The 23,870-nt window shown below is 62.2% G+C and carries 25 protein-coding genes and 1 pseudogene; 15 read left to right on the top strand and 11 right to left on the bottom strand.

Features of this window, described 5'->3' with window-relative positions; translation table 11 throughout:
- Positions 1 to 4: 4 nt before the first annotated feature.
- The 6 genes from dctP to KUW18_RS05945 all read left to right on the top strand — a co-directional run bounded on the left by dctP (position 5) and on the right by KUW18_RS05945 (position 5,639).
- Positions 5 to 1,027 carry a TRAP transporter substrate-binding protein DctP gene (gene dctP / locus KUW18_RS05970; protein WP_222486956.1) on the top strand — a complete coding sequence of 341 codons (1,023 nt, stop codon included), beginning with the start codon at positions 5 to 7 and terminating at the stop codon, positions 1,025 to 1,027.
- 198 nt (positions 1,028 to 1,225) lie between these two features.
- Entirely contained in the window at positions 1,226 to 1,804 is a 579-nt protein-coding gene (locus KUW18_RS05965) for a TRAP transporter small permease (RefSeq protein WP_206942264.1), read from the top strand.
- A gap of 34 nt (positions 1,805 to 1,838) precedes the next feature.
- Positions 1,839 to 3,122: a TRAP transporter large permease gene (locus KUW18_RS05960; protein WP_206942263.1), complete on the top strand. Its 1,284-nt coding sequence runs from the start codon at positions 1,839 to 1,841 to the stop codon at positions 3,120 to 3,122.
- A gap of 26 nt (positions 3,123 to 3,148) precedes the next feature.
- Positions 3,149 to 3,592, top strand: coding sequence for a universal stress protein (locus tag KUW18_RS05955; protein WP_206942262.1), 444 nt, complete (start codon positions 3,149 to 3,151; stop codon positions 3,590 to 3,592).
- Between the two features lie 165 nt (positions 3,593 to 3,757).
- Positions 3,758 to 4,474 carry an FKBP-type peptidyl-prolyl cis-trans isomerase gene (locus KUW18_RS05950; RefSeq protein ID WP_206942260.1) on the top strand — a complete coding sequence of 239 codons (717 nt, stop codon included), beginning with the start codon at positions 3,758 to 3,760 and terminating at the stop codon, positions 4,472 to 4,474.
- A 64-nt stretch (positions 4,475 to 4,538) separates the two neighbouring features.
- Positions 4,539 to 5,639: an alpha/beta hydrolase gene (locus tag KUW18_RS05945; RefSeq protein WP_261396432.1), complete on the top strand. Its 1,101-nt coding sequence runs from the start codon at positions 4,539 to 4,541 to the stop codon at positions 5,637 to 5,639.
- 36 nt (positions 5,640 to 5,675) lie between these two features.
- Here the strand turns inward: KUW18_RS05945 and KUW18_RS05940 are convergent, their stop codons facing one another.
- Both KUW18_RS05940 and KUW18_RS05935 read right to left on the bottom strand, forming a co-directional pair.
- Positions 5,676 to 6,281, bottom strand: coding sequence for an SCO family protein (locus KUW18_RS05940; RefSeq protein WP_222162191.1), 606 nt, complete (start codon positions 6,279 to 6,281; stop codon positions 5,676 to 5,678).
- Entirely contained in the window at positions 6,278 to 6,805 is a 528-nt protein-coding gene (locus KUW18_RS05935) for a hypothetical protein (protein WP_222560993.1), read from the bottom strand. Before KUW18_RS05935 ends, KUW18_RS05940 begins: the two co-directional genes overlap by 4 nt.
- Positions 6,806 to 6,961: 156 nt before the next feature.
- Here KUW18_RS05935 and KUW18_RS05930 point away from each other — a divergent pair, with 156 nt between their 5' ends.
- A complete protein-coding gene (locus tag KUW18_RS05930; RefSeq protein ID WP_206942255.1) occupies positions 6,962 to 7,873 on the top strand; it encodes an AEC family transporter in 912 nt (303 codons plus the stop codon).
- A gap of 733 nt (positions 7,874 to 8,606) precedes the next feature.
- Here KUW18_RS05930 and KUW18_RS05925 read toward each other — a convergent pair.
- Positions 8,607 to 9,533 (bottom strand): LysR substrate-binding domain-containing protein, encoded by a 927-nt coding sequence (locus KUW18_RS05925; RefSeq protein WP_206942253.1) that lies wholly within the window; start codon positions 9,531 to 9,533, stop codon positions 8,607 to 8,609.
- Between the two features lie 122 nt (positions 9,534 to 9,655).
- Here KUW18_RS05925 and KUW18_RS05920 point away from each other — a divergent pair.
- Positions 9,656 to 10,603 (top strand): annotated as a pseudogene (locus KUW18_RS05920) (DMT family transporter); the annotation flags it as partial.
- Positions 10,604 to 10,661: 58 nt separating this feature from the next.
- Here the strand turns inward: KUW18_RS05920 and trmB are convergent.
- From trmB to thiS, 3 genes are all read right to left on the bottom strand, one after another.
- The gene (trmB, locus tag KUW18_RS19725; protein ID WP_261396431.1) at positions 10,662 to 11,408 is read right to left on the bottom strand and encodes a tRNA (guanosine(46)-N7)-methyltransferase TrmB; all 747 of its coding nucleotides are present in this window, start codon (positions 11,406 to 11,408) and stop codon (positions 10,662 to 10,664) included.
- A gap of 109 nt (positions 11,409 to 11,517) precedes the next feature.
- Positions 11,518 to 12,312 (bottom strand): thiazole synthase, encoded by a 795-nt coding sequence (locus KUW18_RS05915; protein ID WP_206942249.1) that lies wholly within the window; start codon positions 12,310 to 12,312, stop codon positions 11,518 to 11,520.
- Between the two features lie 78 nt (positions 12,313 to 12,390).
- Positions 12,391 to 12,591 carry a sulfur carrier protein ThiS gene (gene thiS, locus KUW18_RS05910; RefSeq protein WP_206942247.1) on the bottom strand — a complete coding sequence of 67 codons (201 nt, stop codon included), beginning with the start codon at positions 12,589 to 12,591 and terminating at the stop codon, positions 12,391 to 12,393.
- Positions 12,592 to 12,731: 140 nt separating this feature from the next.
- Between thiS and KUW18_RS05905 the strand changes: the two genes are divergently transcribed.
- Complete coding sequence (locus KUW18_RS05905) at positions 12,732 to 13,124, top strand: DUF423 domain-containing protein (RefSeq protein ID WP_206942245.1); 393 nt, start codon at positions 12,732 to 12,734, stop codon at positions 13,122 to 13,124.
- Positions 13,125 to 13,127: 3 nt separating this feature from the next.
- Here KUW18_RS05905 and KUW18_RS05900 read toward each other — a convergent pair whose 3' ends face one another.
- Positions 13,128 to 13,541, bottom strand: coding sequence for a PaaI family thioesterase (locus tag KUW18_RS05900; protein WP_206942244.1), 414 nt, complete (start codon positions 13,539 to 13,541; stop codon positions 13,128 to 13,130).
- 151 nt (positions 13,542 to 13,692) lie between these two features.
- Positions 13,693 to 15,879 carry a malate synthase G gene (locus KUW18_RS05895; protein WP_222560991.1) on the bottom strand — a complete coding sequence of 729 codons (2,187 nt, stop codon included), beginning with the start codon at positions 15,877 to 15,879 and terminating at the stop codon, positions 13,693 to 13,695.
- Positions 15,880 to 16,329: 450 nt separating this feature from the next.
- Between KUW18_RS05895 and KUW18_RS05890 the strand changes: the two genes are divergently transcribed.
- Together KUW18_RS05890 and KUW18_RS05885 are read left to right on the top strand one after the other, a co-directional pair.
- Positions 16,330 to 17,355 carry an alpha/beta hydrolase gene (locus KUW18_RS05890; RefSeq protein WP_222560990.1) on the top strand — a complete coding sequence of 342 codons (1,026 nt, stop codon included), beginning with the start codon at positions 16,330 to 16,332 and terminating at the stop codon, positions 17,353 to 17,355.
- Positions 17,340 to 17,900, top strand: a complete 561-nt coding sequence (locus KUW18_RS05885) for a hypothetical protein (RefSeq protein ID WP_261396430.1) — start codon at positions 17,340 to 17,342, stop codon at positions 17,898 to 17,900. Before KUW18_RS05890 ends, KUW18_RS05885 begins: the two co-directional genes overlap by 16 nt.
- A gap of 81 nt (positions 17,901 to 17,981) precedes the next feature.
- Here KUW18_RS05885 and KUW18_RS05880 read toward each other — a convergent pair whose 3' ends face one another.
- Positions 17,982 to 19,487, bottom strand: a complete 1,506-nt coding sequence (locus KUW18_RS05880) for a YifB family Mg chelatase-like AAA ATPase (RefSeq protein ID WP_222162199.1) — start codon at positions 19,485 to 19,487, stop codon at positions 17,982 to 17,984.
- 141 nt (positions 19,488 to 19,628) lie between these two features.
- Positions 19,629 to 20,003: an accessory factor UbiK family protein gene (locus KUW18_RS19720; RefSeq protein WP_224851911.1), complete on the bottom strand. Its 375-nt coding sequence runs from the start codon at positions 20,001 to 20,003 to the stop codon at positions 19,629 to 19,631.
- A gap of 399 nt (positions 20,004 to 20,402) precedes the next feature.
- Here KUW18_RS19720 and KUW18_RS05870 point away from each other — a divergent pair, with 399 nt between their 5' ends.
- The 3 genes from KUW18_RS05870 (at position 20,403) to glnK (ending at position 22,568) form a co-directional block, all read left to right on the top strand.
- Complete coding sequence (locus tag KUW18_RS05870; RefSeq protein ID WP_206942240.1) at positions 20,403 to 20,741, top strand: P-II family nitrogen regulator; 339 nt, start codon at positions 20,403 to 20,405, stop codon at positions 20,739 to 20,741.
- Positions 20,742 to 20,788: 47 nt separating this feature from the next.
- Positions 20,789 to 22,039, top strand: a complete 1,251-nt coding sequence (locus KUW18_RS05865) for an ammonium transporter (RefSeq protein WP_206942239.1) — start codon at positions 20,789 to 20,791, stop codon at positions 22,037 to 22,039.
- A 190-nt stretch (positions 22,040 to 22,229) separates the two neighbouring features.
- Positions 22,230 to 22,568: a P-II family nitrogen regulator gene (gene glnK, locus KUW18_RS05860; RefSeq protein WP_206942236.1), complete on the top strand. Its 339-nt coding sequence runs from the start codon at positions 22,230 to 22,232 to the stop codon at positions 22,566 to 22,568.
- Between the two features lie 274 nt (positions 22,569 to 22,842).
- Here glnK and KUW18_RS05855 read toward each other — a convergent pair whose 3' ends face one another.
- A complete protein-coding gene (locus KUW18_RS05855; protein ID WP_045993906.1) occupies positions 22,843 to 23,058 on the bottom strand; it encodes a DUF3820 family protein in 216 nt (71 codons plus the stop codon).
- Between the two features lie 139 nt (positions 23,059 to 23,197).
- Here KUW18_RS05855 and KUW18_RS05850 point away from each other — a divergent pair, with 139 nt between their 5' ends.
- Positions 23,198 to 23,833 (top strand): SDR family oxidoreductase, encoded by a 636-nt coding sequence (locus KUW18_RS05850; RefSeq protein WP_222560989.1) that lies wholly within the window; start codon positions 23,198 to 23,200, stop codon positions 23,831 to 23,833.
- Positions 23,834 to 23,870 lie beyond the last annotated feature (37 nt).

Raw genomic sequence — 23,870 nt, 5'->3', positions numbered from 1 at the left:
AAGAATGAAGGCAACACAATTGTTGACCACCGCCAGTATCGGCGCACTGATGCTGGGTCTTTCCTCCACTGCCATGGCTGACAACTGGCGCTACGCCCACGAGGAGTACGAGGGCGATGTCCAGGACGTCTTTGCTCAGGCGTTCAAGCAGTACGTTGAAGACAATTCCGACCATTCCGTCCAGGTCTATCGCTTTGGCGAGCTGGGCGAATCTGACGACATTATGGAGCAGACCCAGAACGGTATCCTGCAGTTCGTCAACCAGTCCCCCGGCTTCACCGGCGCCCTGATTCCAGAAGCCCAGATCTTCTTTATCCCCTACCTGCTGCCCACCGATGAAAGCACCGTTCTCACGTTTTTCGACGAGAGCAAGGCGATCAACGAGATGTTCCCCGAGCTCTACGCAGAGCATGGGCTAGAACTTCTGCAGATGTACCCGGAAGGGGAAATGGTGGTCACCGCCGACGAGCCGATCACTTCACCGGAAGACTTCGATAATAAGAAGATCCGGACCATGACCAACCCCTTGCTGGCGGAGACCTACGACGCCTTTGGCGCCACGCCGACCCCGCTGCCCTGGGGCGAGGTGTATGGCGGTCTGCAGACCGGCATCATCGACGGCCAGGAAAACCCGATCTTCTGGATCGAGTCTGGCGGTCTGTATGAGGTGTCTCCCAACCTGACCTTCACCGGACACGGCTGGTTCACCACCGCCATGATGGCCAACCAGGACTTCTACGAGGGCCTGTCAGACGAAGACAAGCAGCTGGTCCAGGATGCGACCGATGCTGCCTACGACACCACCATCGAGCACATCAAGGGGCTTGCCGAGGAGTCGCTGGCCAAGATCCAGGAAGCCTCCGACGAGGTCACCGTGACGCGTCTGGACGAAGAGCAGATCCAGGCCTTCCGTGATCGCGCTCCTCAGGTTGAGGAGAAGTTCATCGAGATGACCGGTGAAGGCGGTCAGACGCTGCTTGACCAGTTCAAGGCCGACCTCGAAGCGGTGCAGGGCAGCGAGGGTTAAACCTCGTCACCACGAGACCGCTCCCAAGGGGGCAGCCGCAGTCTGGCTGCCCCCTTTTGTTTGCACGACTGCCGGTCTGCGTACACATAGCGTTGGAGGCGCTATCGGCATCAGCGCCTCGCGGCCACTACGCTGCTGGCAGGGCTACAGTGAAGACCCGTGTCTCTCACCCGGTACCCCCCGACCAAGGATTGCCACATGACCGACGAAGAATCCGAAAAGAATTATCACTCGGGGCTGCCTGGTTTTCTGGGCACCATCGACAACGCGATCAGCAAGCTGGAGGCCGCCATTCTAGCCGTCGGCGTGCTGCTGATGGCAGCTAACACCATCATCAACGTGATCGGGCGTTTTGTATTTGGCGAGAGCATCTTCTTCAGCGGTGAGCTCAACCGAATCCTGATCATCATGATCACCTTTGCCGGCATCGGCTACGCCGCGCGCCATGGCCGACACATCCGCATGTCTGCCATCTACGATGCCCTGCCGGTAGGTGGGCGCCGCGTCCTGATGGTGGTCATTGCCCTGTTCACGTCACTGGTGATGTTCTTTTTGCTCTACTACTCAGTGATCTACATCCTCGACCTCTACGACAAGGGGCGCATCCTCCCCGCGCTGGGAATTCCGATTTTCTGGATCTATCTGTGGGTCCCGCTGGGCTTCTTGATCACAGGCATCCAGTACCTGCTGACGGCCATCAAGAATCTGACGTCCCACGACGTCTACCTGTCGACAGGCGTAGTGGATGGCTACAAGGACACGGAGACCGAAGTATGAGTGATGTGACGGTAGCCGCAGGAGAAATGGCCCAATGACAACGATAATGGTCACAACCATGATTGCCCTGCTATTGCTGGGCTTTCCCATGATGATTCCGCTGATTACCGCCGCGGTGATCGGCTTCTTCATGATGTTCAACGGGCTGGATCAGATGGATACACTGATTCAGCAGATGATGGCCGGCATCAGACCAGCCTCACTGATCGCGGTGCCGATGTTCATCCTTGCCGCCGATATCATGACCCGCGGTCAGTCGGCGGAGCGACTGATCAATATGGTCATGGCCTTTATCGGCCATGTGAAAGGTGGACTGGCGGTGTCCACCGCCGCCTCCTGCACGCTATTCGGTGCAGTATCGGGCTCTACCCAGGCGACCGTGGTGGCCGTCGGCTCACCGCTGCGTCCACGCATGCTCAAGGCGGGATATTCCGACTCCTTCACCCTGGCCCTGATCATCAACGCCAGTGACATTGCTTTCCTGATCCCGCCGAGCATCGGCATGATCATCTATGGCGTCATTTCCGGAACATCCATCGGCGAACTGTTCATCGCAGGCATTGGTCCTGGTCTGCTGATTCTACTGATGTTCTCTCTCTACTGCGTGGCCTACGCGGTGATTCGCGATGTACCGACAGAACCCAAGGCGTCATGGGGCGAGAGACTGGCGTCCGTCAGACAGGCGCTATGGCCCCTGGGCTTCCCGGTCATCATTGTCGGCGGTATCTACGGCGGCATTTTCAGCCCCACCGAAGCGGCGGCTGCCTGCGTACTGTACGCGGTGTTGCTCGAGTTCGTGGTGTTCCGTTCGCTGAAGATGGGCGATATCTATGCGATCGCCAAATCCACGGGGCTGATCACCGCCGTGGTGTTCATTCTGGTGGCCGTAGGCAATGGTTTCTCATGGATCATCTCCTTCGCCCAGATCCCCCAGGCCTTGCTGGAGGCAGCGGGTATCAATGAGGCGGGGCCCACCGGCGTGCTGATCGCGATCTGCGTGGCCTTCTTTGTGGCCTGCATGTTCGTGGATCCGATCGTGGTGATCCTGGTGCTCACGCCCATTTTTGCGCCAGCCATCGAGGCGACCGGCCTGGATCCCGTGCTGGTCGGCATCCTGATCACCTTGCAGGTGGCCATAGGGTCGGCCACGCCACCGTTTGGCTGCGACATATTTACCGCCATCGCGATCTTCAAGCGCCCCTATCTGGACGTGATCAAAGGCACGCCACCGTTCGTGTTCCTGCTGATCCTGGCAGCAGCGCTGTTGATCATGTTCCCGCAGATTGCGCTGTTCCTGCGTGATATTGCCTTCCGATAGCACAGCTACGGCTCAAGGAGAAACCGATGTTCAATCGTATCCTGGTGGCGGTAGATGGCTCCAAAGGCGCCATGAAAGCACTGGAAAAGGGCGTGGGTCTGCAGTACCTGACCGGCGCTGAGCTTTATATTCTGTGCGTTTTCAAGCATCACAGCCTGCTCGAGGCCTCGCTGTCGATGGTCCGTCCCGACAAGCTGGACCTGCCAGACGACGCGCTCAAGGAATATGCGTCCGAAATCGCCGTTCATGCCAAGAACCATGCGGTAGAACTGGGGGTGCCGCTGGAAAAGGTGCGTGCCTTCGTCAAGGGTGGCCGCCCCTCACGCACCATCGTGCGCTTTGCTCGCAAGCGAGACTGCGATCTGATCGTCATTGGGGCCCAGGGCACCAACGGCGATGCCAGCCTGATCCTCGGTAGCGTCGCACAGCGCGTTTCCGGCTCCGCCCAGTGTCCTACCCTGGTCGTCTAGTCGGTCATCAGACGGCAAGCCAAGCACGACAAACAAGACCCGGATCCCTGATCCGGGTCTTGTTCGTATGGAGTAGACTGCGACGGATGCGGAACCCTTTGCCGCCTGATACAGTCACACCAACGACATTCACACTGCGGCCGACGCCGCCAGACAAGGATTTCCATGAAGACACTGCTGACTTCCGCTTCGCTGATCGCCCTGCTGGGTGCCGCTCCGCTGGCCTTCTCTGCACCGGAAAGCGACCAGGAGAAACTCAGCTACAGCCTGGGTGTGACCTTGGGCCAGAGCATCAAGCAGGACGTGGAAGACCTCGATACCGACGCCTTCAGTGACGCCATCAACGATGTGTTCGCCGGCGGCGACCTGGACATGACCGACGAGGAAATTGCGGCGGCGTTGACCAAGTTCCAGGAGGACGCCATGGCCAAGCGCGCGGAGGAGCAGCAGAAACGCGCCGAAGAAATGGCTGAACAGGCAGACGCCAACCAGGAAGAAGGCGCGGCCTACATGGCTGACAACGCCGAGAAAGACGGCGTGACCACCACCGATTCCGGCCTTCAGTACAAGGAACTGGAAGAAGGCGACGGTGAGTCACCTGAAGCGGGTGACACTGTCCAGGTCAACTACGAAGGCAAGCTGATCGACGGGACTGTCTTCGACAGCTCCTACGAGCGTGGCGAGCCCGTCTCCTTCCAGGTCGGCCAGGTCATTGAAGGGTGGCAGGAAGCCCTGCAGATGATGAACGTGGGCGATACCTGGGAAGTCGTCATTCCGCCGGAGCTTGGCTACGGCGCCCGTGGACAGGGACCGATTGGCCCGAACGAGACCTTGATCTTCAAGGTCGAGCTGCTGGATATCAATCCCAGTGATGAAGGCTGAGGCAGTGCGCCCAGCTCGCCGGACCAACGCCAGCCTCCTCGGGGGGCTGGCGTTTTTTTTGGCGATGCCAGCGCTGGCACAGCCCCCAGCGCTCCCGGCGCTCGGTCTATCAGCCGAGCATACCGCCACCATTGGCGTGTCTTCCGGGGGTTACATGGCGGAGCAGCTGGCAGTGGCCTGGCCCTCACGCTTCGAGGCCCTGGGCCTGGTCGCCAGCGGACCGTGGGGATGCGCCCTGGGTGAGCTGGGGGTGGCCCTCGGTCAGTGCATGGGACAACGGCACGGTACAGCGGACTTGGCAGCCATTGATCGGCGCCTGCAGGGCTATCGTGAGCAATCGCGGGTAGGGGACGCAGACGATCTTGCCGAGCTGCGAGTGTACCTGTGGCACGGCGACAAGGACGGCACCATCGACCCCGCGGTAGGCCACGCAGCCGTTACTCAGTGGCAAGGCTGGCTGACTGACGAACGTCAGCTTCAGGCCGTCTTTCATCCCGACGCCGGACATGGGTGGCCCACCACCGTGGAGAGCGACATCCCTCTGGCAGACTGCAGCGAAGGAGGCCCCCCTTACCTGCTGGACTGCCATACCGATCTGGCCGGAGACTACCTCACCTGGTGGCTTGGCGCGCTCCAGCCAGCTGAGTCAGCCGAGCCACCTGAGTCAGCCGAGTCAGCCGAGTCAGCCGAGTCAGCCGAGCCAGCCGAGTCAGCCGAGCCAGCCGAGCCAGCCGAGCCAGCCGAGTTTGCGGGGTTTGCGAGCGACGCGCGACTTATCGCCTTCGATCAGCGCGAGTTCGACGCCAAGGGCCTGGCGGATACCGGTTTTCTGTACCTGCCCGAGGCCTGTGAACAGCAGCAGAACACGTGCAAGCTCGTGGTCGCCTTCCACGGCTGTGAGATGGCGGTGGACGACACCGACGACGAGGCGATCCAGCCGCCCGCCTTCGCCAAGGCCAGCGGTTTGAATCGCTATGCCGAGCGCCTCGGCCTGGTCGTGCTGTATCCCCAGGCGGAAGCAAGCTTGGCCAACCCGAAAGGGTGCTGGGATTGGTGGGGTTTCAGCGAAAGCACCTGGCAACAGGACCCGCTGCATGACAGCCGCGATGGCCGACAGGTCAGCGCGCTGATGAGCATGATCGATCGACTGCAGCAACGCCCTTGATGCGACGATGTTCATGGAACGATGAGGCGCGCTGGCTTACTCGGCCAGCGCTCGATCAAGGGCTGCCTGTAGCGGGCCTGGAGTCGGTGAATGCAGGACACGCTCAAGGATCGTACCGTCTGGCTTGACCAGGTACAGGGAGGCGGTGTGATCCACGGCGTATTCCATCTGCGAGTCTGGTGTCTCGACCTTGCGCCAGACAACGCCATAGCGCTCGCCAATGTCCGCTAGTTCGGCGGCACTCCCTGTGGCTCCGACCATGTCGTCACCGAAGGCGGCGAGATACTCCTCCAGTCGCTCCAGCGTATCGCGTTCGGGGTCTACCGAGATCATGACCGGCACCACTCGACGGCGTAGCTGAGGGGGAAGCGATAGGCGCGCCTGACGCACGACGGCGAGGCTGATGGGGCAGACATCAGGGCACCAGCTGTAGCCAAAGAACAGCACGGCGACCTGGTCATCCTGCAATGCTGACAGCGAAAACGTGCCGGTGGTGGCAGGAAGTTCGATGTTGCCGCCGACAGGCCCCGACGGCGGCGTCACCTGCCAGGGTCTGAAGCTCCAGAGCAAGGCTGCCGCCACCACCAGGCCCCCCGCCAGCCCCAAGGCCCAGCGACGCCGCGCAGAAATTCGGGAGGTCATGGCAGGCTACGCTCGACTTCCAGGTCGAAAAAACTGCCTACGCGCCCTCGTGGCGTATCGAAGCTGACCCGGGCACGCCAGACCATGGTCTCGCGCGTACAGATGCCCAGCTGCCCCTCACCGGTGAACTGACTCACGCCGTTCTCGTCTGGTGGCTCGGCGGACAGCGTAAAACGGTGCTCGCCCATGTCCATATCGACCCCTTCGAATGACACCCTCACGTTCTCAGCAGCTACACCGTCGATGCGAACCGCCAGAGGCAGCGCGACGAGAGGCTGAATACTGCTGTCAGGCGCGATGGCAAGAGAGACGCTTTCCCCCTCTCCGAGGCTGGCCGAACAGGGCCCCTGGTGCAGATCGCACCCTGGGGCTGCGGGGTACCAGACCGTCTCCTGATGATCGCCAAGTTCGTAGCGCAACAGGTACCATAGGGCAACCAGCAGCGTGACCACGGTAACGGTGATCAGCATGCGCAGTCGTGGACGACGTGCGCCACGCGAGGCTGAGGACTGGCGCGAATCCATGTTGGAGGACGACCTCCAGAGCAGAATGGGTGTCACCTTAGCTTATCAGCAAAATCCCGAAGCCCCCTGCGCGACAATGTCGCAGTTATCAACGCGCTGGACTGACAACAACGCATCACCACGTCGCCTCGGGCGTCATTCGAACAAGGATCGTACATGGCCTCCATCACCGCGGCCCTTGGCCCTCTCTTCCTGCTGATATTGCTGGGTGCTCTGCTCGGGCTTGCACGTTTCCCCGGTGGCGACTTCTGGGCACGCATGGAACGGCTGATCTACTTTCTGCTGTTTCCTGCCATGCTGGTCGCGACTCTGGCACGCGCAGATATCAGCCAGGTACCGGTGGTTCGGCTGGCCGTGGTCCTGCTCGGCACCATGCTTGCCCTATCCTTGCTGCTCTGGTGGTGCAAGCCGCGCCTTGGCCTTGACGCCGCCGCCTTTACATCGGTCTTTCAAGGGGCTGTTCGCTTCAACACCTATGTCGGGGTGGCAGGGGCGGCCGCCTTGCACGGCAGCCAGGGCGCGACCGTCGCGGCGGTAGCGCTGGCGCTGATGATTCCGACCGTCAATGTCCTGTGTGTGCTGACCTTTATTGCCGCCGGAACCCTGGGACGTTCCGGGCTCTGGCGCTCGCTGTGGGCACTGGCCCAGAACCCTCTGATCCTGGCGTGCCTGATCGGCATTGGACTCAACCTGTCCGGCATCGGTCTGCCTGGCTGGTCGGCAGGTACGCTGGAACTGCTGGGTCGAGCTGCGCTTCCCCTTGGTCTGGTGGCTGTCGGCGTGGCACTTCGTCCCCAGGCACTGCTTCGCCGGGACCTGGGCCTGTGGGTCTCGAGTCTGGCCAAGCTCATCCTCATGCCAGCACTGGTCCTTGCACTTGGTTGGGTCTGCGGGCTCGATCCGGTCAGCCTGAATGTGGCGCTGTTGTTTGCTGCGCTGCCCACCGCCACCTCTGCCTATATTCTCGCGCGCCAACTCGGTGGCGACGCTGAGTTGATGGCCGGGCTGATCACGGCGCAGACCCTGGCCGCGATGCTGACGCTGCCACTGTGGATGCAGCTGACCTGAGCCGCACAGGCCCCATATAAAAAAGATTCTCGTTTGTGTTGACGAAGCGAATGAGAATGAATTACGCTTACTTCGTCGGCGTTGATGAGTCGCCGACACCAGATACAGGCATTGCCAGTCGCTATCTGGTTTCTCCTCCTCATTGCTAGTCACGGTCCTTTCGCCGCTTCCCCTTGGAAGCGGCTTTTTCTATTGTGACCTGTGGCCTGTGGCCATTCAGCGATCGGCCAGGCCAACGCGATGGCATCAGCAGCGCTGGCCGCCGCCTTAAATAAAAAATATTCTTGTTTGTATTGACGCGATAAATGAGAATGATTTACGCTTACCTTGTTGGCGTTGATGAGCCGCCGACACCAGATACCAGGCGTTGTTCGTCGCTATCTGGTTTCTCCTCCTCATTGCTAGTCACGGTCCTTCGCCGCTCCCCCTTGGGAGCGGCTTTTTCATTTCCCCTTTTTGTTTCCCCCTTTCCAGACCAACGCAGACCAACGACAGCCAGCCAGAGATCAACGACGCTCAGAAGGCATGAATAAAAAGAATTCTCGTTACGCTTGACGGGGAAAATGAGAATGATTTACGCTGATGTTGTCAGTGTTGATGAGCCACTGACACCAGATACAGACTCTGCCAGTCGCTATCTGGTTTCTCCTCCTCATTGCTAGTCACGGTCCTTTCACCGCTCCCCCTGGAGCGGTTTTCTTTTGTGCTCCGCCTACCCTCGAGACGCTCTCCGTCAGCTACCCGCGTTCATCTGTCGTGACTCGCGACCATGGGCAGGCCAGGGCCCGGCACCCGACAGGCGCTGTCGCAGCAAGGTCGCCAGGGCGTCTACGGCTGGCCATGACGCCGCCGCAATCCGCCTGCTGAAGTACAGACACGCGTGTGAGTGACTCAGCTCAGGAAGCCCGTCTCGCTCATCCAGCACCCGCATTCTGGGCGTCAGCCGCTGACGGTCGAGAATGCTCACGGCCAAGCCGACTTCTACGGCCTTCTCGACGGCATGGATACTGGTACTGGTAAAGACGGCGTACCAATCACGCCCCTGGCTGTCGAGGGCCTCTACCCCGAGAGAGCGGAATGGGCAGTCCAGAGGGTGCAGAGCAAGCGGCAGCGGCGCGTCATCAGTGAGACGAAATTCACGCGACGCAGCCCACACCGGAGCGGTCTGCCACAGTGACTCTCCCGCTCCCAGCTGGTGGGGTCGGTCCAGCGCGACGGCCAGCGACAGCTCGCCGCGTTCCAGGCGACGCGCCAACTCTCCACTCGGCGCCGTCACCGCCTCCAGCAAGACATTGGGATGGCTGGCCAGGAAATCAGGCAGGATCTGCTCCACCAAATGCGGCGCATAGCCTTCAGGCATCCCGAAACGCACCCGACCACTCAGTCCCTGTCCTGTCAGCCTGGCCACCAGGCTATCGTGCTGGCGCAGCAGTTCACGCGCTTCTTGGAGCAAGGCTTCACCCGCCGGCGACGGCGATACGCCCCGTGGGCCGCGTATCAACAGCCGCGCGTCCAGGCGTTCCTCCAGGCGTTTGATCTGCATGCTCAAGGCACTGACAGTGCGATGACGCAGAGCCGCAGCACCCGCCAGACTGCCCTGCTGGGCCACCGTGACAAAGCTGCGCAATGCTTCAAGATCCAACGATGGGCCCTCTCCCATACCTCCTCCAGGGTTAAGCAACATTGAAGTCAGCGTGCAAAAGCTTTCGCTACTCGAAAGTCTAGCATCTGGGCAGACTAAGCCAACGCTGACTCATCCACCGATGCCTAGAGGAGGTAACGATGCAAAGACCCACCCTTTCGCTAAACGTCGGGCACCGCGGCCTTCTCACCGCCCCCAGCAAGACCGTCGGAGCCTGCTGTCTCGCGGCAGGTTTCGTGCTCTGCTGGAGCAGTGGCTTCGTAGGCAGTCGTCTGGCGGTGGAGCTGAACACTCCTGTGTTGGGCCTCTACAGCTACCGTTTCGCTCTGGCTGCGGCGCTGACCTGGGTCGTGGTGGCCTGTCTCAGGCGACGCCCCGGTTTGCGTCCGAATCGACAACAGGTTCAGCATGAACTGCTGACCGGCAGTCTGACCGTTGGTGTCTATCTGCTGGCGATGTTGATCGCCGTGGCGGAAGGGGTGAGTGCTTCGGTGGCTGCATTGATCGGAGCCCTGCAGCCATTGGCGGCTGCCTTGCTGGCCAAGCACCTGCTCCATGAGAAAAGTGAGAAGGCACAGTGGTGGGGCATGGGACTGGCCACCTTGGGCGCCGCTGCCATGATCACCGGTGACATGCAGAGTGCCGGTGGCGCGCCCTGGTGGGCCTATCTGCTACCGTTGCTCGCGGTGGCGGCGGTCTCTCTGGGCAGCGTGCTGACACCCCCTGACACCTCACGCCCGGGCTCCCAGCATGCGCGTCCTGAGCCACTCTCCCTGGTGCTGCGGCTAGCCCTGCAGCTGAGCGCTGCCACGCTGGTCTTTGTGGTCGCAGCACTGCTGTTGGAGCCAGGCGTGCCCACGCCTCCACCACTGACACTCGACAGCGGCGTGGCGCTGATCTGGCTGGTGCTGCTGTCGACCTTCGGAGGCTACGGCTTTTTCGTCGCCAGTCTCGGCCGCTTCGGGGTCACATCGACCTCGGCACTGATCGCGCTGACGCCCGCAGTGACACTGGCATTGAGTGTCGTCCTGCTCGGCGATCGTACCGACATGCTTGGCCTGAGTGGCCTGGTCGTGTCGTTGCTCGGTGCCCTGTGGGCGCTGGCTGCAGGGCGCCAGCGTCCAGGGCGAGGAGCCGATGCGCGGCTTACTCGGCGCGGCGGTAGATCAGGTCCCAGACACCGTGACCGAGCCGTTCGCCCCGCGCCTCAAACTTGGTCAACGGACGAAAGTCGGGACGCCGCACATAGGGTGTCGTCTCCTCGGTCGCCGTATTGACGTAGCCCGGCGCCTCATCCATGACCTCGGCCATCCACTCGGCGTAGGCCTCCCAGTCGGTCGCCATGTGCAGGGTGCCGCCCGGCTTGAGCCGCTGGCGCACCAGCTCCACAAAGGCTGGCTGAACGATACGCCGCTTGTGGTGCTTCTTCTTCGGCCAAGGGTCCGGGAAAAACAGCTGGAGGGTGGTCAGGCTGGCTTCCGGCAAGCATTGCTCGAGCACCGCCAGGGCATCCTCGCGATACACCCTGAGGTTGGTCAGCCCACGCTTGTCGGCTTCATCCAGCAACTTGCCGACTCCCGGCGCATGCACTTCAATGCCGATAAAGTCAGTATCCGGATGAGTTTCAGCCTGCTCGACCAGTGATGCCCCCATGCCAAAGCCGATTTCAACGACTCTAGGGGCGCTGCGTCCAAACAACGCGTCGAGGTCCTGGCGCCCTTGATCCAGCGTCAGACCAAGCTTCGGCCATACCTCTTCCAGCCCACGCGTCTGCGCCTGGGTCATGCGCCCGGCCCTCAGCACATAGCTCTTGATACCGCGACGATGCAGCGGTGCCTCGGGCCCTTCGGGGCCAGTATTCTTGCCCTCTTGCGGGCGGTCTTGATCGGTCATGATGGTGTCTGGCGGCGTAAAAAGTGACTGGTGAGCAGCGCTTCTGCGGAAAGCGCTGCCGCCACTGCTGCATTCGCAACATGACGACAGCGCGTTCCCTAGGCCGGCTTCACACGTTGATGCGTCCAGCGAAAGGTGAGGAGGCTTCAGCGTTGCGACGAGGCATGCGCCCGGCAAGAAACGCCTGGCGCCCGGCCTGTACCGCGTGCTTCATGGCTTCGGCCATCAATACCGGCTGGCGCGCGTGGGCAATGGCGGAATTCATCAGCACCCCGTCGCAGCCCAGCTCCATGGCTAACGCGGCTTCTGATGCGGTGCCAATGCCGGCATCCACCAGCACGGGCACCTTGGCCTGCTCGATGATCAACCGCACATTGTAGGGGTTTTGAATGCCTTGACCGGAGCCGATCAGCGAACCCAGGGGCATCACCGCGCAGCAGCCGATCGCCTCGAGCTCTCGGGCAACGATGGGGTCATCGCTGGTGTAGACCATGACGTCGAAACCATCGGCTACCAGGGTTTCAGCCGCCTTGAGGGTCTCCACCACGTTGGGATACAAGGTGTTGTCATCGCCCAGCACTTCAAGCTTGACCAGCTTGTGACCATCCAGCAGCTCACGGGCAAGGCGACAGGTGCGCACAGCGTCCTTGGCGTTGTAGCAACCTGCCGTATTGGGCAGCAGGGTGTAACGCTCAGGTGGGACGACGTCGAGCAGGTTCGGCTCGCCGGCTTCCTGGCCCAGATTGGTGCGGCGCACCGCAAAGGTGACAACATCCGCGCCACTGGCGGCGATGGCATCGCCGGTCTCGTCAAAGTCCTTGTACTTGCCGGTCCCGACCAGCAAGCGTGAAGAAAAGCTGTAGCCGGCGACCCGTAGCGGGCTGTCCTGAAAGATATCGGTCATGCTCTGGTCCTTACTCGCAAAGCGATTCTGGGCCGCCGTCGAGCGGCGCACCATGAGAGTGAAGCGGGATGGCTCGCCTCAACCACCTCCGATAGCGTGGACGATCTCGATCCTGTCGCCATCGGCCAGCGGCGTCTGCGCGTGCTGGCTGCGCGGCACGATATCCTCGTTGAGTTCGACGGCGATACGCCGACCACCCAGGCCGAGCGCGTCAATCAACTCTGCCACGGTCTGTTCGCGGTCGAGGGCGTGGGGCTCACCATTGAGCTGGATCTGCATGGCCACCTCATTTTCAAGATGTCGCGGGGCCCACATTGTAGCGACTCACAGCGTCTCGGGGTACGGTTGGGGGCAGATTCCTTGCAACTGTCCCGGCCGCCGGCAGACGCTTCACGCCTCACCCACAGAGAGACCCCCTAATGCCTGATCGCCACTGGTGGATCACCCTGGCCCTGTCCGGGGCCTGCGTCGTCGGCCTCGGGGCCTTCGCCGCCCATGGTCTGCACGACCGCTTGCCCGAGCGCCTGTCGGCGGCCTTTGTCACCGGCGTGCGCTACCAGGCATGGCACACCCTGGCCGCCATGGCCGTGCTGGCATGGCGGTCGCAGTTCCCGATCCCTGCTCAATTACTGGCCCTGAAACTGTGGCTCGTGGGGGTGCTGCTGTTCTCGGGGTCGCTCTACGCCATGGCCATGGCGGGACTGGCAGGTGCCGGGCTGGGCCCACTCGGGGTGATCACCCCCATCGGCGGTACGCTGTTGCTGCTGGGATGGCTGGCCCTCGCCTGGGGACTTTGGCGCCAGCCCCGCTGATCATCAGTCAGCGTCCGGCAGCACGTAGGTCGCCGTCACATGGGCCACCGGCGCCTCATCTCCATCAGAGAACAGCTCTACCTCCCCCACCGCCAGACGTCGCCCAAGCTTGATCAACCGGGCATTGGCGATAAGGTCGCGATCACCCCGCGCGCGACGCAGAAAATGGCAGTTGAGGTTACTAGTGACGGCCATGGGTTCTGGGCCTATCTGTGCCAGGATGGCCACGTACAGACACACGTCGGCCAGGCCCATCATGGTGGGACCCGACACACTGGCACCGGGCCGCAAATGCTCGTCCTCGATGGCCAGACTCATGGTCGCACGCATCTCGGACACGGCCTCGATGGTGCCACAGCGCTGTGGGAAGACATCATCGAGAAAATCCTCGATGGCGGCGGCGGTCATCACGGTCATGGCTCTCTCCCTGAAAGCAGTCCAGCGACTTCACCATACCCCAAGGCGCGACACCATACCTCAACGCCCTTGCCACCAGGGCACAACGCAGCACCCCCGGAAACAGGGTTCCGGGGGTGCTGGTGATGCGCTCGACAACGTCTTGAGCGTCTTACTTCGCCTTGTGGACCTGGCGCCAGTGGTGCAGCAGCGGCTCGGTGTAGCCGGCAGGCTGCTCACGCCCCTTGAAGATCAGATCGCTGGCGGCCTGGAAAGCGCTGGAGTTGGCAAAGTCCGGGCTCATCGGCGTGTAGGCCGGGTCGCCTTCATTCTGCCCATCCACCACCTTCGCCATGCGCTTGAGCGTCTCTTCCACCCGCGCAGCATCCACTACGCCGTGATAGAGCCAGTTAGCAATATGCTGGCTGGAAATACGCAGCGTGGCACGATCTTCCATCAGGCCCACGTCATGAATGTCCGGCACCTTGGAAGCACCAACGCCTTGCTCGACCCAGCGCACCACGTAGCCAAGAATACCCTGGCAGTTGTTGTCCAGCTCCTGCTGAATCGCCTCATCGGACCAGTCCGCGGAGCTGACCACCGGTATCGTCAGCAGGGCCTTGAGCAGCTCTTCACGCTGCTCGCTTTCATCCAGTTCCTCGAGCTCGCGCTGCACCTGGGCCACGTCGACCTGGTGGTAGTGAAGCGCGTGCAGTGCCGCCGCCGTCGGAGACGGCACCCATGCGGTGTTGGCACCGGCCTTGGGGTGACCAATCTTCTGCTCGATCATGGCCGCCATCAGGTCCGGCATGGCCCACATGCCCTTGCCGATCTGAGCACGACCACGCAGGCCACAGGCCAGTCCGACCAGCACATTGCTGCGCTCGTAAGCCTGGATCCAGTCGGCACCTTTCATGTCACCCTTGCGCAGCATCGGGCCCGCTTCCATGGCGGTATGCATCTCGTCGCCGGTGCGATCCAGGAAGCCGGTGTTGATGAACACCACGCGACTGGTGGCTTCATTGATGCAGGCCTTGAGGTTCACCGAGGTACGCCGCTCCTCGTCCATGATCCCCATCTTGAGGGTATGGCGAGCCATGCCCAGCAGGTCTTCGACGCGTCCAAACAGCGTGTTGGCGAACGCCACTTCCTTCGGACCGTGCATCTTCGGCTTGACGATATAGACAGAGCCGGTGCGCGAGTTGCGCGGCTGATCATCGCTCTTGTTGAGGTCATGCAGCGCAATCAATGAGGTCATGATGGCGTCGAGAATGCCCTCGGGCAATTCGTTGCCGTCAGCATCCAGCACGGCCGGGTTGGTCATCAGGTGACCAACGTTGCGCACGAACAGCAGCGAGCGGCCGGGCAGCGTCAGCTCGCCACCATCCGGTGTCAGGTACTGACGGTCCGGGTTCAGGCGACGGGTGAAGGAACTGCCGCCCTTCGACACCTCGGCCGTCAGGTCTCCTTTCATCAGGCCCAGCCAACTGGCATAGACCCCCACCTTGTCCTCGGCGTCCACCGCCGCAACCGAGTCCTCACAGTCCATGATGGAGGTCAGCGCGGCCTCGACGACCACATCTTTGACATGAGCCGGATCGGTCTTGCCGATGGGGTGGCTGTCGTCCACCTGAATTTCCAGGTGCAGGCCGTGGTGGGACAGCAGCACAGCGCTGGGCGCAGCGGCATCTCCCTGATATCCCACCAGCTTGCCGGGCTCCTTCAGACCGGTCTCGCGTCCACCTTCCAGTGAGACGACCAGGTGTCCGTCGCGCAGGAAGTACTTCACCGCATCACGATGTGAGCCTGTGGCCAGCGGCGCCGCCTGGTCCAGCACATTGCGAGCGTAGGCCACCACCTTTGCCCCACGCTTGGGATTGAAGCTCGAGCCTTTCTCGCAACCGTCCTCCTCGGAGATCGCGTCTGTGCCGTACAAAGCATCATAAAGGCTGCCCCAACGCGCATTGGCCGCATTCAGGGAATAGCGAGCATTGTTGACCGGAACCACCAGCTGCGGGCCGGCTTGAGACGCGATCTCGCGGTCCACGTTCTCGGTAGTAACCTCGACCTTGGCAGGCGGGTCCACCAGATATCCGATGTCCTTCAGGAAGGCTTGATACGCCGCCATGTCACTGACCGGGCCGGGGTGCTCGCGATGCCAGGTATCAAGCTTGAGCTGCAGGGCATCACGTTCGGCCAGCAACTCACGATTCTCGGGCGCCAGGTCGTGAAAGATCGCGTCTACGCCTTTCCAGAAGTCCTCGGGATCAATACCTGTGCCGGGCAGCGCCTGATCATTGATGAACTGGTCCAGCTCGGCGGCCACCTGAAGGCGATGGCGAGTAATGCGTTGCGTCATGGGGTCTAGCTCCTCGTTGGGCCTTGGGTGCCCCCCTGGCACCATCCGGCCGGACAGGATGAAAGGTGACTGCTCCCGAAAGATTTTGTGGAAAATAATTCCACATGTAAACCCAAACGCTTCGTCTTTCCCCCAAGGCTAGACCAAAAGATAAGCCTGCGACGTAACCAATGATTAGGAAACAGTGGTGCCGAACAGGCGCAATCGCTAGCATGGAATGAGCAAGGATGCGTTAACAGGAAGGTTTTCAGGCCTGCCGATGGGCTGCCTCACGCTGTGCCGGACCAGATGGATGACGGCAACCACCGGCCCCATCTCGCTGTCTTACTCAGACAGGGACTGGGCAGGCAAGCGAGGGGCAGCGCGCTGGTGGCTCCCACCCAGCGTACCCGATGACTTTGTTAGCTTCGGGCTCCCGCCACACGGCCGCACCTTCCCGCGGAGGATGCCATGACCGATTACACCCCACTCGAAAACATCGAGACGCTGACGACCATCGTCAATCAGGGGGGCCGACTGTCCGCGGCTGGCGCCACCCCGGCCCTGGAGCAGGTGCTCGAACAGTACCTGTCGCACTATCGCCTCGATGCGATACTCGACGACCGGGTCACCCTGCATGCGGGCAATATCGAGACCCCGCGCTTTCGCCTATGGACGCAGGTCTGGCGTCCACGGAAGCCCAGGGGCACCGCTGTAGTGGTCCACGGTTATTACGACCACCTTGGCCTTTATCGGCATCTGCTCAAGCTGTTGCTGGAGCTCGAACTGACCGTGGTGCTGTGGGATTTACCTGGGCACGGTCTGTCCAGCGGTGAGCGTGCCGATATTGAAGACTTCGCGGACTATGGTGACTGCCTGCGCGCCCTTCAGCAGTACCTGGGGGACCATGGCCTCGCCTCTGGCCCCTGGATTGGGCTTGGACAGAGCACCGGAGGGGCGATCCTCGCCACCGACGCTCTGAGCCGCGGTGACGACGGTCACTGGTCTGCGCTGGTGCTGCTGGCACCGCTGGTCAGGCCCTGGGGATGGACCCGGGCAGCATGGGTCCACCTGCTGGTCAGCCCATTCGTCGATAGTGTGCCAAGAAAGTTTCGCCCCAATACCAACGATGATGATTTCGCGACCTTCCTGCGGGAGCAGGATCCCCTGCAGCCGGTCCGCTTACCTACCGGCTGGGTCACGGCCATGCGTCGCTGGATGCCGCGCCTGATGCAACTGCCGCCCTGTCAGCTGCCTACCCTGATCGTGCAGGGTAAAAAGGACATGACCGTGGATGGCCCATGGAATCTGGCCGTGCTCGGCAAGAAGTTCCCCCAGGCCACGGTGCATTGCCACGCCGAAGCGAGACACCACCTGGTAAATGAAGCCGAGGACATACGGCTGGAACTTTTCGAGGAAGTGCGTCACTTTTTGGAGCAACAGCTCAGCGCAGAGCCCCCCGTGAAAAGGATGTCACGACGATGCCCAGACGCCTGACCCAGAGTCGGTTCCTCCCCAACGTCTTTGCCCGCCCATCCAGCACCCGTCATTCCTTCAGCACTCTGCGATGGCTGACGTGGCTGGTGGCGGTCTGGCTCAGCGGCTGCGCGGGAGCGCCGGAGCGCCCCGATAGCTTGCGTCAGGCGCTGCTGGGACTTGGCCACCATGCCGCCGAGCAGGTCGCCCAGGCTCCTCCCCTGGCGGAGACGCCGCTGATCGATCAGGTGCTGCTGCTGTCGCCGCCCAATGTGGATGAACGGTTGTCATTGAGCGTCGCCCGCGTGCAGGAGAGCCTGACCCGCGGCCTGCTGGCCATCGACGATGGCCCCCAGGTACTGGACTGGCAACCCGGTGATACCCCCGCCGCGGACACCCAACAGTGGCTGATCGATAGCCGTCTGATTGCCGATGGCCCGCGCCTGCGTCTGTCAGATCGGGAGCTGGTGCCCTATCGCTTTGAACTACGCCTGAGGCGGCCTGGCGACGGCGCGGCACTGTGGTCGACGGTGCTGAATGGCGCCTTCGACGCCGACGCGCTGTAATCACACCGGGCCATATCCCACGACATGCTCATGCTCGTGGTGGCATTCTGGCCCCACTGGTCAGGTGCCCCCCGTGTCCGGCTAACCTCGCTTGAGCAAACGGTCCAGTTGGCGGTAGCCAATCGCCTCGATCAGTTCGTCATGCCCTGGTGCGTCCTTGGCACCGAGATCGGCCAGCGTCAGCGCCACCCTCAGGACGCGGTGGTAGGCCCGGGCCGACAGTCGCAGGCGCTCCAGCGTCTGCGCCAGCCAGGCGCGCTCGGTGGCATCCAGGGCACAGGCGTTTTCCAGTGCCCTGCCCGATAAGCGCGCGTTCAACCCTCCCCGCGCCATTTGCCGCTCCCGCGCAGCCATCACCCGCGCCCGCACCATGGCGGTGCTTTCGCCAGGCTGCTGAGAGGTCAACTCTTCAACCGGCAGTCCCGGCACTTCGACCTGCAGGTCGATGCGGTCCAGCAGCGGGCCAGACAGCCGCGACTGGTAACGCTGAATCTGTGACGCCGTGCAGCTGCAGTCCTGGCGTGGATCCCCCAGGTGGCCGCAGGGGCAGGGGTTCATGGCAGCCACCAGCTGGAACCGAGCCGGAAAACGACGCTCGTGACTGGCTCGGGTGATGTGAATCTCTCCACTCTCCAGTGGCTCCCTGAGCACTTCCAGCACCTGCCGGCTGAACTCAGGCAATTCATCGAGAAACAGCACGCCGCAGTGGGCCAGGGAAATCTCGCCGGGACGCGGCCTCGACCCGCCCCCCACCAGGGACACCGCGCTGGCAGTGTGGTGGGGAGAGCGAAAGGGACGACAGCCAAAGCCTTCTGACAATGGCAGCGCACAGACGGAGCGAATGGCCGCCACTTCCAGGGCCTCATGATCTTCAAGGGGCGGCAGGATGCCGGGCAGGCGACTGGCCAGCAATGTCTTGCCGGTACCTGGCGGACCGGCGAACAGCAGGTTGTGACCGCCAGCCGCCGCTACCTCCAGGGCGCGACGCGCTTGATACTGTCCGCGCACATCACAGAGATCCAAGGCTGCCTCAACCGGCATCGACGATGCTGCCGCAGTACACGTCTGTAGCGGCACCCGTCCACTCAAGTGGGCGATGACATCCAATAGGTGGTCGGCGGGAAGCACCTCAAGGCCGCTGACCAGCGCAGCCTCCTGGGCATTGGCGGCAGGCAGGATCAATCGCCGCCCAGCCCGAAGGGTGGCCATGGCAAAGGGAAGCATGCCGGCGACAGGACGAAGCCGCCCATCCAGCGCCAGCTCTCCGGCACACTCGATGCCGTCCAGCGCCGCCGCAGGCAACTGCCCCGATGCCACCAGCAGTCCCAGCGCAATAGGCAGGTCGAAGCGTCCCCCTTCCTTGGGCAGATCGGCAGGGGCAAGATTCAGGGTGATACGACGCAAGGGGTAGTCGAGACCACAGGTCGCAAAGGCACTGCGCACCCGCTCGCGACTCTCTCTGACGGCGGTTTCCGGCAGTCCCACCAAGGTCATTCCGGGTAAGCCGTTGGCCAGGTGCGCCTCGACCTGAACTTCTGGAGCATCCAGCCCCACCCCGGCACGGGTCGTGATGATGGCAAGCGTCATGGGCTCCCTGCCTGACGGCTGACGTTATGGCTGTCAGTAGACCACGATCATCGGCCCCTCGCCGCCTGCGCACGCCAGAAACAGCCGGGCCGGCATATCCCTATGCCGGCCCGCTACATTAGCCAAGTGCTCTGGTAGAGATCACGCCGATGGCGTTTCACCGCCCTTGGCCGCGCCGTCCTGTCCTTGGGTCGCAGGGGGTACGGGGATTTCGGCAGCCTCCTCGCTGACCGCGGGCGTTGCATCGGCACCTGTCTGACCCGCCGCTGCGCGCTCATCGACCAGGCTCTCCAGAGCTGCGACCTGTTTCTCGAGGGCCTCGACGCGTGAGCGGGTACGCTGCAATACATCCATCAGGATGTCGAAATCTTCACGCGAGACCAGCTCCAGGCGGTCGAAGGCGCCACGCACTACCTGTTGCACGCCCTTCTGGATGTCTTCCGGGGCCTGAGAAGCGCCCTGCAGACGCTCTCCAATCTGCTGGGCTAAACGGCTGATGCGATCCTGACTGATCATGGGGCTCTCCTTGTGCATCAAAACGGCGACTCTATTGCCGACAGCATACGCAAGCCTGACGCCCAACGCATGTCTCTTGGCTGCCTACGTTGGCTACAACGCTGGCGGGCCAGGTGGGCTAACGACGACGGTCCTTCCCGCCGTCATGACGGAACGTCGCGCGCTCACTGATGGCGCACGCGCCTCAGCGCCAAGCACCAAAGTAGTGCATCGTCATTGATGCAGTGCCGCAATTTACCCCCGCTATGCAGCCTCCCGCATATCCAACACGCCCTCAATTAACTCCAAGTTCATGTAATAAAAGATATTAGGAATAAAGTGGCACATTTCCCGCTATGACAACGTATCCATGCACCGAGCGGAAACAAGCCGCCACCCATGCACGTAGGGAGCCATGCCATGAAACTGATCACCGCCATCATCAAGCCTTTCAAGCTGGACGACGTTCGTGAAGCGCTGGCCGACAACGGCGTCCAGGGCATCACCGTGACAGAGGTCAAGGGATTTGGCCGTCAGAAGGGCCACACAGAGCTCTACCGCGGCGCGGAATATGTCGTGGACTTTCTGCCCAAGGTCAAGGTCGAGGTGGCCGTCGACGAAGCTCGCCTGGACAGCGTGCTGGAAGCGATCTGCAACGCGGCCAACAGCGGCAAGATCGGTGACGGCAAGGTTTTCGTCACGCCGCTGGAAGATGTCATCCGCATTCGCACCGGCGAACGCGGTTCGGACGCGGTCTGATGTCCGCCCCTGCCCTGACTCCCGATAATAAATAGCGAGACACTCTCATGGTTGATATCAGTGAACTCAGCTACGCGCTGGATACCTTCTACTTCCTCATCTGCGGCGCCCTGGTCATGTGGATGGCAGCCGGTTTCGCCATGCTCGAGGCCGGGCTGGTCCGGGCCAAGAATACCGCCGAAATTCTGACCAAGAATATCGTGCTGTTCGCCGTGGCCTGCACCATGTATCTGCTGGTGGGTTACTACCTGATGTATTCGTCCGACGGTGGCGGCATCATTCCCAATCTGGGCTTTCTGATCGGCACTGAGAACAGCGTCGATGCCGTGCTGGCCGGTGGCGAAGATGCCCCCTACTACTCTGCTCGCGCCGACTTCTTCTTCCAGGTCGTGTTCGTGGCCACCGCCATGTCCATCGTCTCCGGTGCCGTTGCCGAGCGCATGAAACTGTGGGCCTTCCTGGCCTTCGCTGTGGTCATGACGGCCTTCATCTATCCAGTGTCTGGCTACTGGACCTGGGGCGGCGGCTGGTTGTCTGAAGCAGGCTTCTCCGATTATGCAGGTTCCGGCATTGTTCACATGGCGGGTGCCGCTGCCGCCCTGGCGGGTGTGCTGGTCCTCGGCCCGCGTAAGGGCAAGTACGGCAAGAACGGCGCGATCTACGCGATTCCTGGCGCCAACATGCCGCTGGCCACACTGGGTACCTTCGTCCTCTGGCTGGGCTGGTTCGGCTTCAACGGCGGCTCCGAGCTCAAGGTTTCCGACGTCGCTTCTGCCAACAACATGGCCCAGGTACTGGTCAACACCAATGCGGCTGCCGCAGGCGGCGTCATTGCAGCACTGATCCTGGCCAAGATCTGGTTCCGCAAGGCGGACCTCACCATGGCATTGAACGGTGCCATCGCCGGCCTGGTCTCCATCACTGCCGACCCGCTGTCCTCCAGCGCCCTGGGCGCCACCCTGATCGGCGCAGTAGGCGGCATCCTGGTTGTGGTCGCCATCGTGGTGCTCGACAAGCTGCGCCTTGATGATCCGGTCGGTGCCATCTCTGCCCACGGTGTTGCAGGTATCTGGGGCGTCCTGGCGGTACCGCTGAACAACGCCGACGCCACTTTCGGTGCCCAGCTGCTCGGTATTGCCGGCATCTTCGCCTGGGTCTTCACCGCCAGCCTGGTCGTCTGGCTGATCATCAAGGCGATCATGGGTGTCCGTGTCAGCGAAGAAGAAGAATACGAAGGCGTCGACCTTGCCGAATGCGGCCTCGAAGCCTACCCCGAGTTTAACGTCGCCAAGAAGTAAGCCTGAGCTTACCCGCGACTCCAGTGAGCTGGCGTGCTCCACCTGGCCCCTTCGGGGGCCTTTTTTATTGCTGGTTGCCAGGGGTATGCTTTGTCACACTAGTCAGGTCAGGCGCAACGGCGCGCCGCCCACGGGTTAGCGACGGACATGCCGCACGCCGCCCCTACACGGACAGGATGAGGAAACCGCCATGAAACTGGTGACCGCGATTATCAAGCCTTTCAAGCTCGACGACGTGCGCGAGTCGCTCTCCGAGATCGGCGTTCAGGGCATTACGGTGACAGAGGTCAAAGGCTTTGGACGACAGAAGGGCCACACCGAACTGTATCGAGGCGCGGAGTACGTGGTGGATTTTCTGCCCAAGGTGAAGCTCGAAGTCGCGGTGGATGACAGCATGACGGAGCAGGTCATCGAAGCCATCGTACAGGTCGCCAACACCGGCAAGATTGGCGATGGCAAGATCTTCGTTACCCCCCTCGAGCAGGTCATCCGCATTCGTACCGGAGAAACCGACAAGGACGCGGTCTGACCGGCGATGGCAGCTTTCTTTACGCCACTCCCCTGGAGCAGGTCATCCGTATTCATACGGGCGAGACCGACAAGGACGCCGTCTAAGCGAACCTTGAAGGGTGGCGGGTGGTCGCCAAAGGGCGATGGCAGCTTTCTTTACGCCACCCCCCTCGAGCAGGTCATCCGTATTCGTACGGGCGAGACCGACAAGGACGCGGTCTGACTAGACCGGCAGGGACGCCGTCATTGCGACGGCTTCCTGGGGATTCCCTCCCGATACCGCTCGCTACCGCTTACCCCCGGCGTCGCAACGGCTCCAGCAGGTCGCTCAGGCCGTTGTGGTCGATCTCGTGCATCAACGCCAGCAGACGTCCAATCTCTCCGGGGGGAAACCCGACCCGAGCAAACCACGCCAGGTAGGGCCCGGGCAGATCGGCGATCAAGGTGCCCTGATGCTTGCCGAAAGGCATCGGCAAGGTAACCAGGCGTTCCAGGTCCTGAGGATTCATCGCTGCTCCTGAGCGGGTGGGTAAGGGGAAGACGCACAGGGTACCGGCCTGCAGGCGGCGTCGCCATCGATTCGCTCCCCATTGAAAGTCTTCCCCTTCGACGCCATGGTCTTTCCCAGGTATCGACAAGGAGGACGACATGACCACACTCGTGATAGGTGCCAACGGCCAGATCGGCCGCCAGGTCTGCGCCATCGCCCACCGCCAGGGACATCCGATTCGCGCCATGGTCCGACGCGCCGAGCAGCGCGACTGGTTCGAGCAACAGGGGATCGAGACGGTCGTCGCCGACCTGGAGGACGACTTCGCCGCCGCCTTCGATGGTTGCGATCAGGTGCTGTTCACCGCCGGCTCAGGTCCGAACACCGGGCCCGACAAGACACTGTTGATCGACCTCTACGCCGCTACACGGGTGGCGGACGAGGCCAGCCGCCTGGGGCTGGACCGCATGCTGATGGTCAGCGCCATGCGAGCCGAGCAGCCGCTGCAAGCGCCGGAGAAGCTCAGGCCCTACATGGCCGCCAAGTTCGCCGCCGATGCCTATCTGCGCAGCAGCAAGGTGGACCATGTCATCGTCAAGCCAGGCCGGCTCACCGACGACGACGCCACCGGCCGGGTGGCCACGTCACTGGACGAGACCGGGGGCAACAACCAGATATCCCGAGCCAACGTGGCCCTCGCCCTGGTCCATCTATTGGGGCAAACAAAGATTCGTAACCACGAGACGGTGCTGCTGGACGGCGAACGCGAGATCGCCGAGGCGCTCGGCGACTGACCACCGCCACACCGGCCAGTCCAGGCAATTCAATCCG

This window comes from Halomonas sp. DP5Y7-2 (assembly GCF_019802025.1).
Classification (GTDB): domain Bacteria; phylum Pseudomonadota; class Gammaproteobacteria; order Pseudomonadales; family Halomonadaceae; genus Halomonas; species Halomonas litopenaei_A.
Note: the sequence above shows the minus strand (reverse complement) of the source record. Positions and strands in the feature narration are given on the sequence as shown.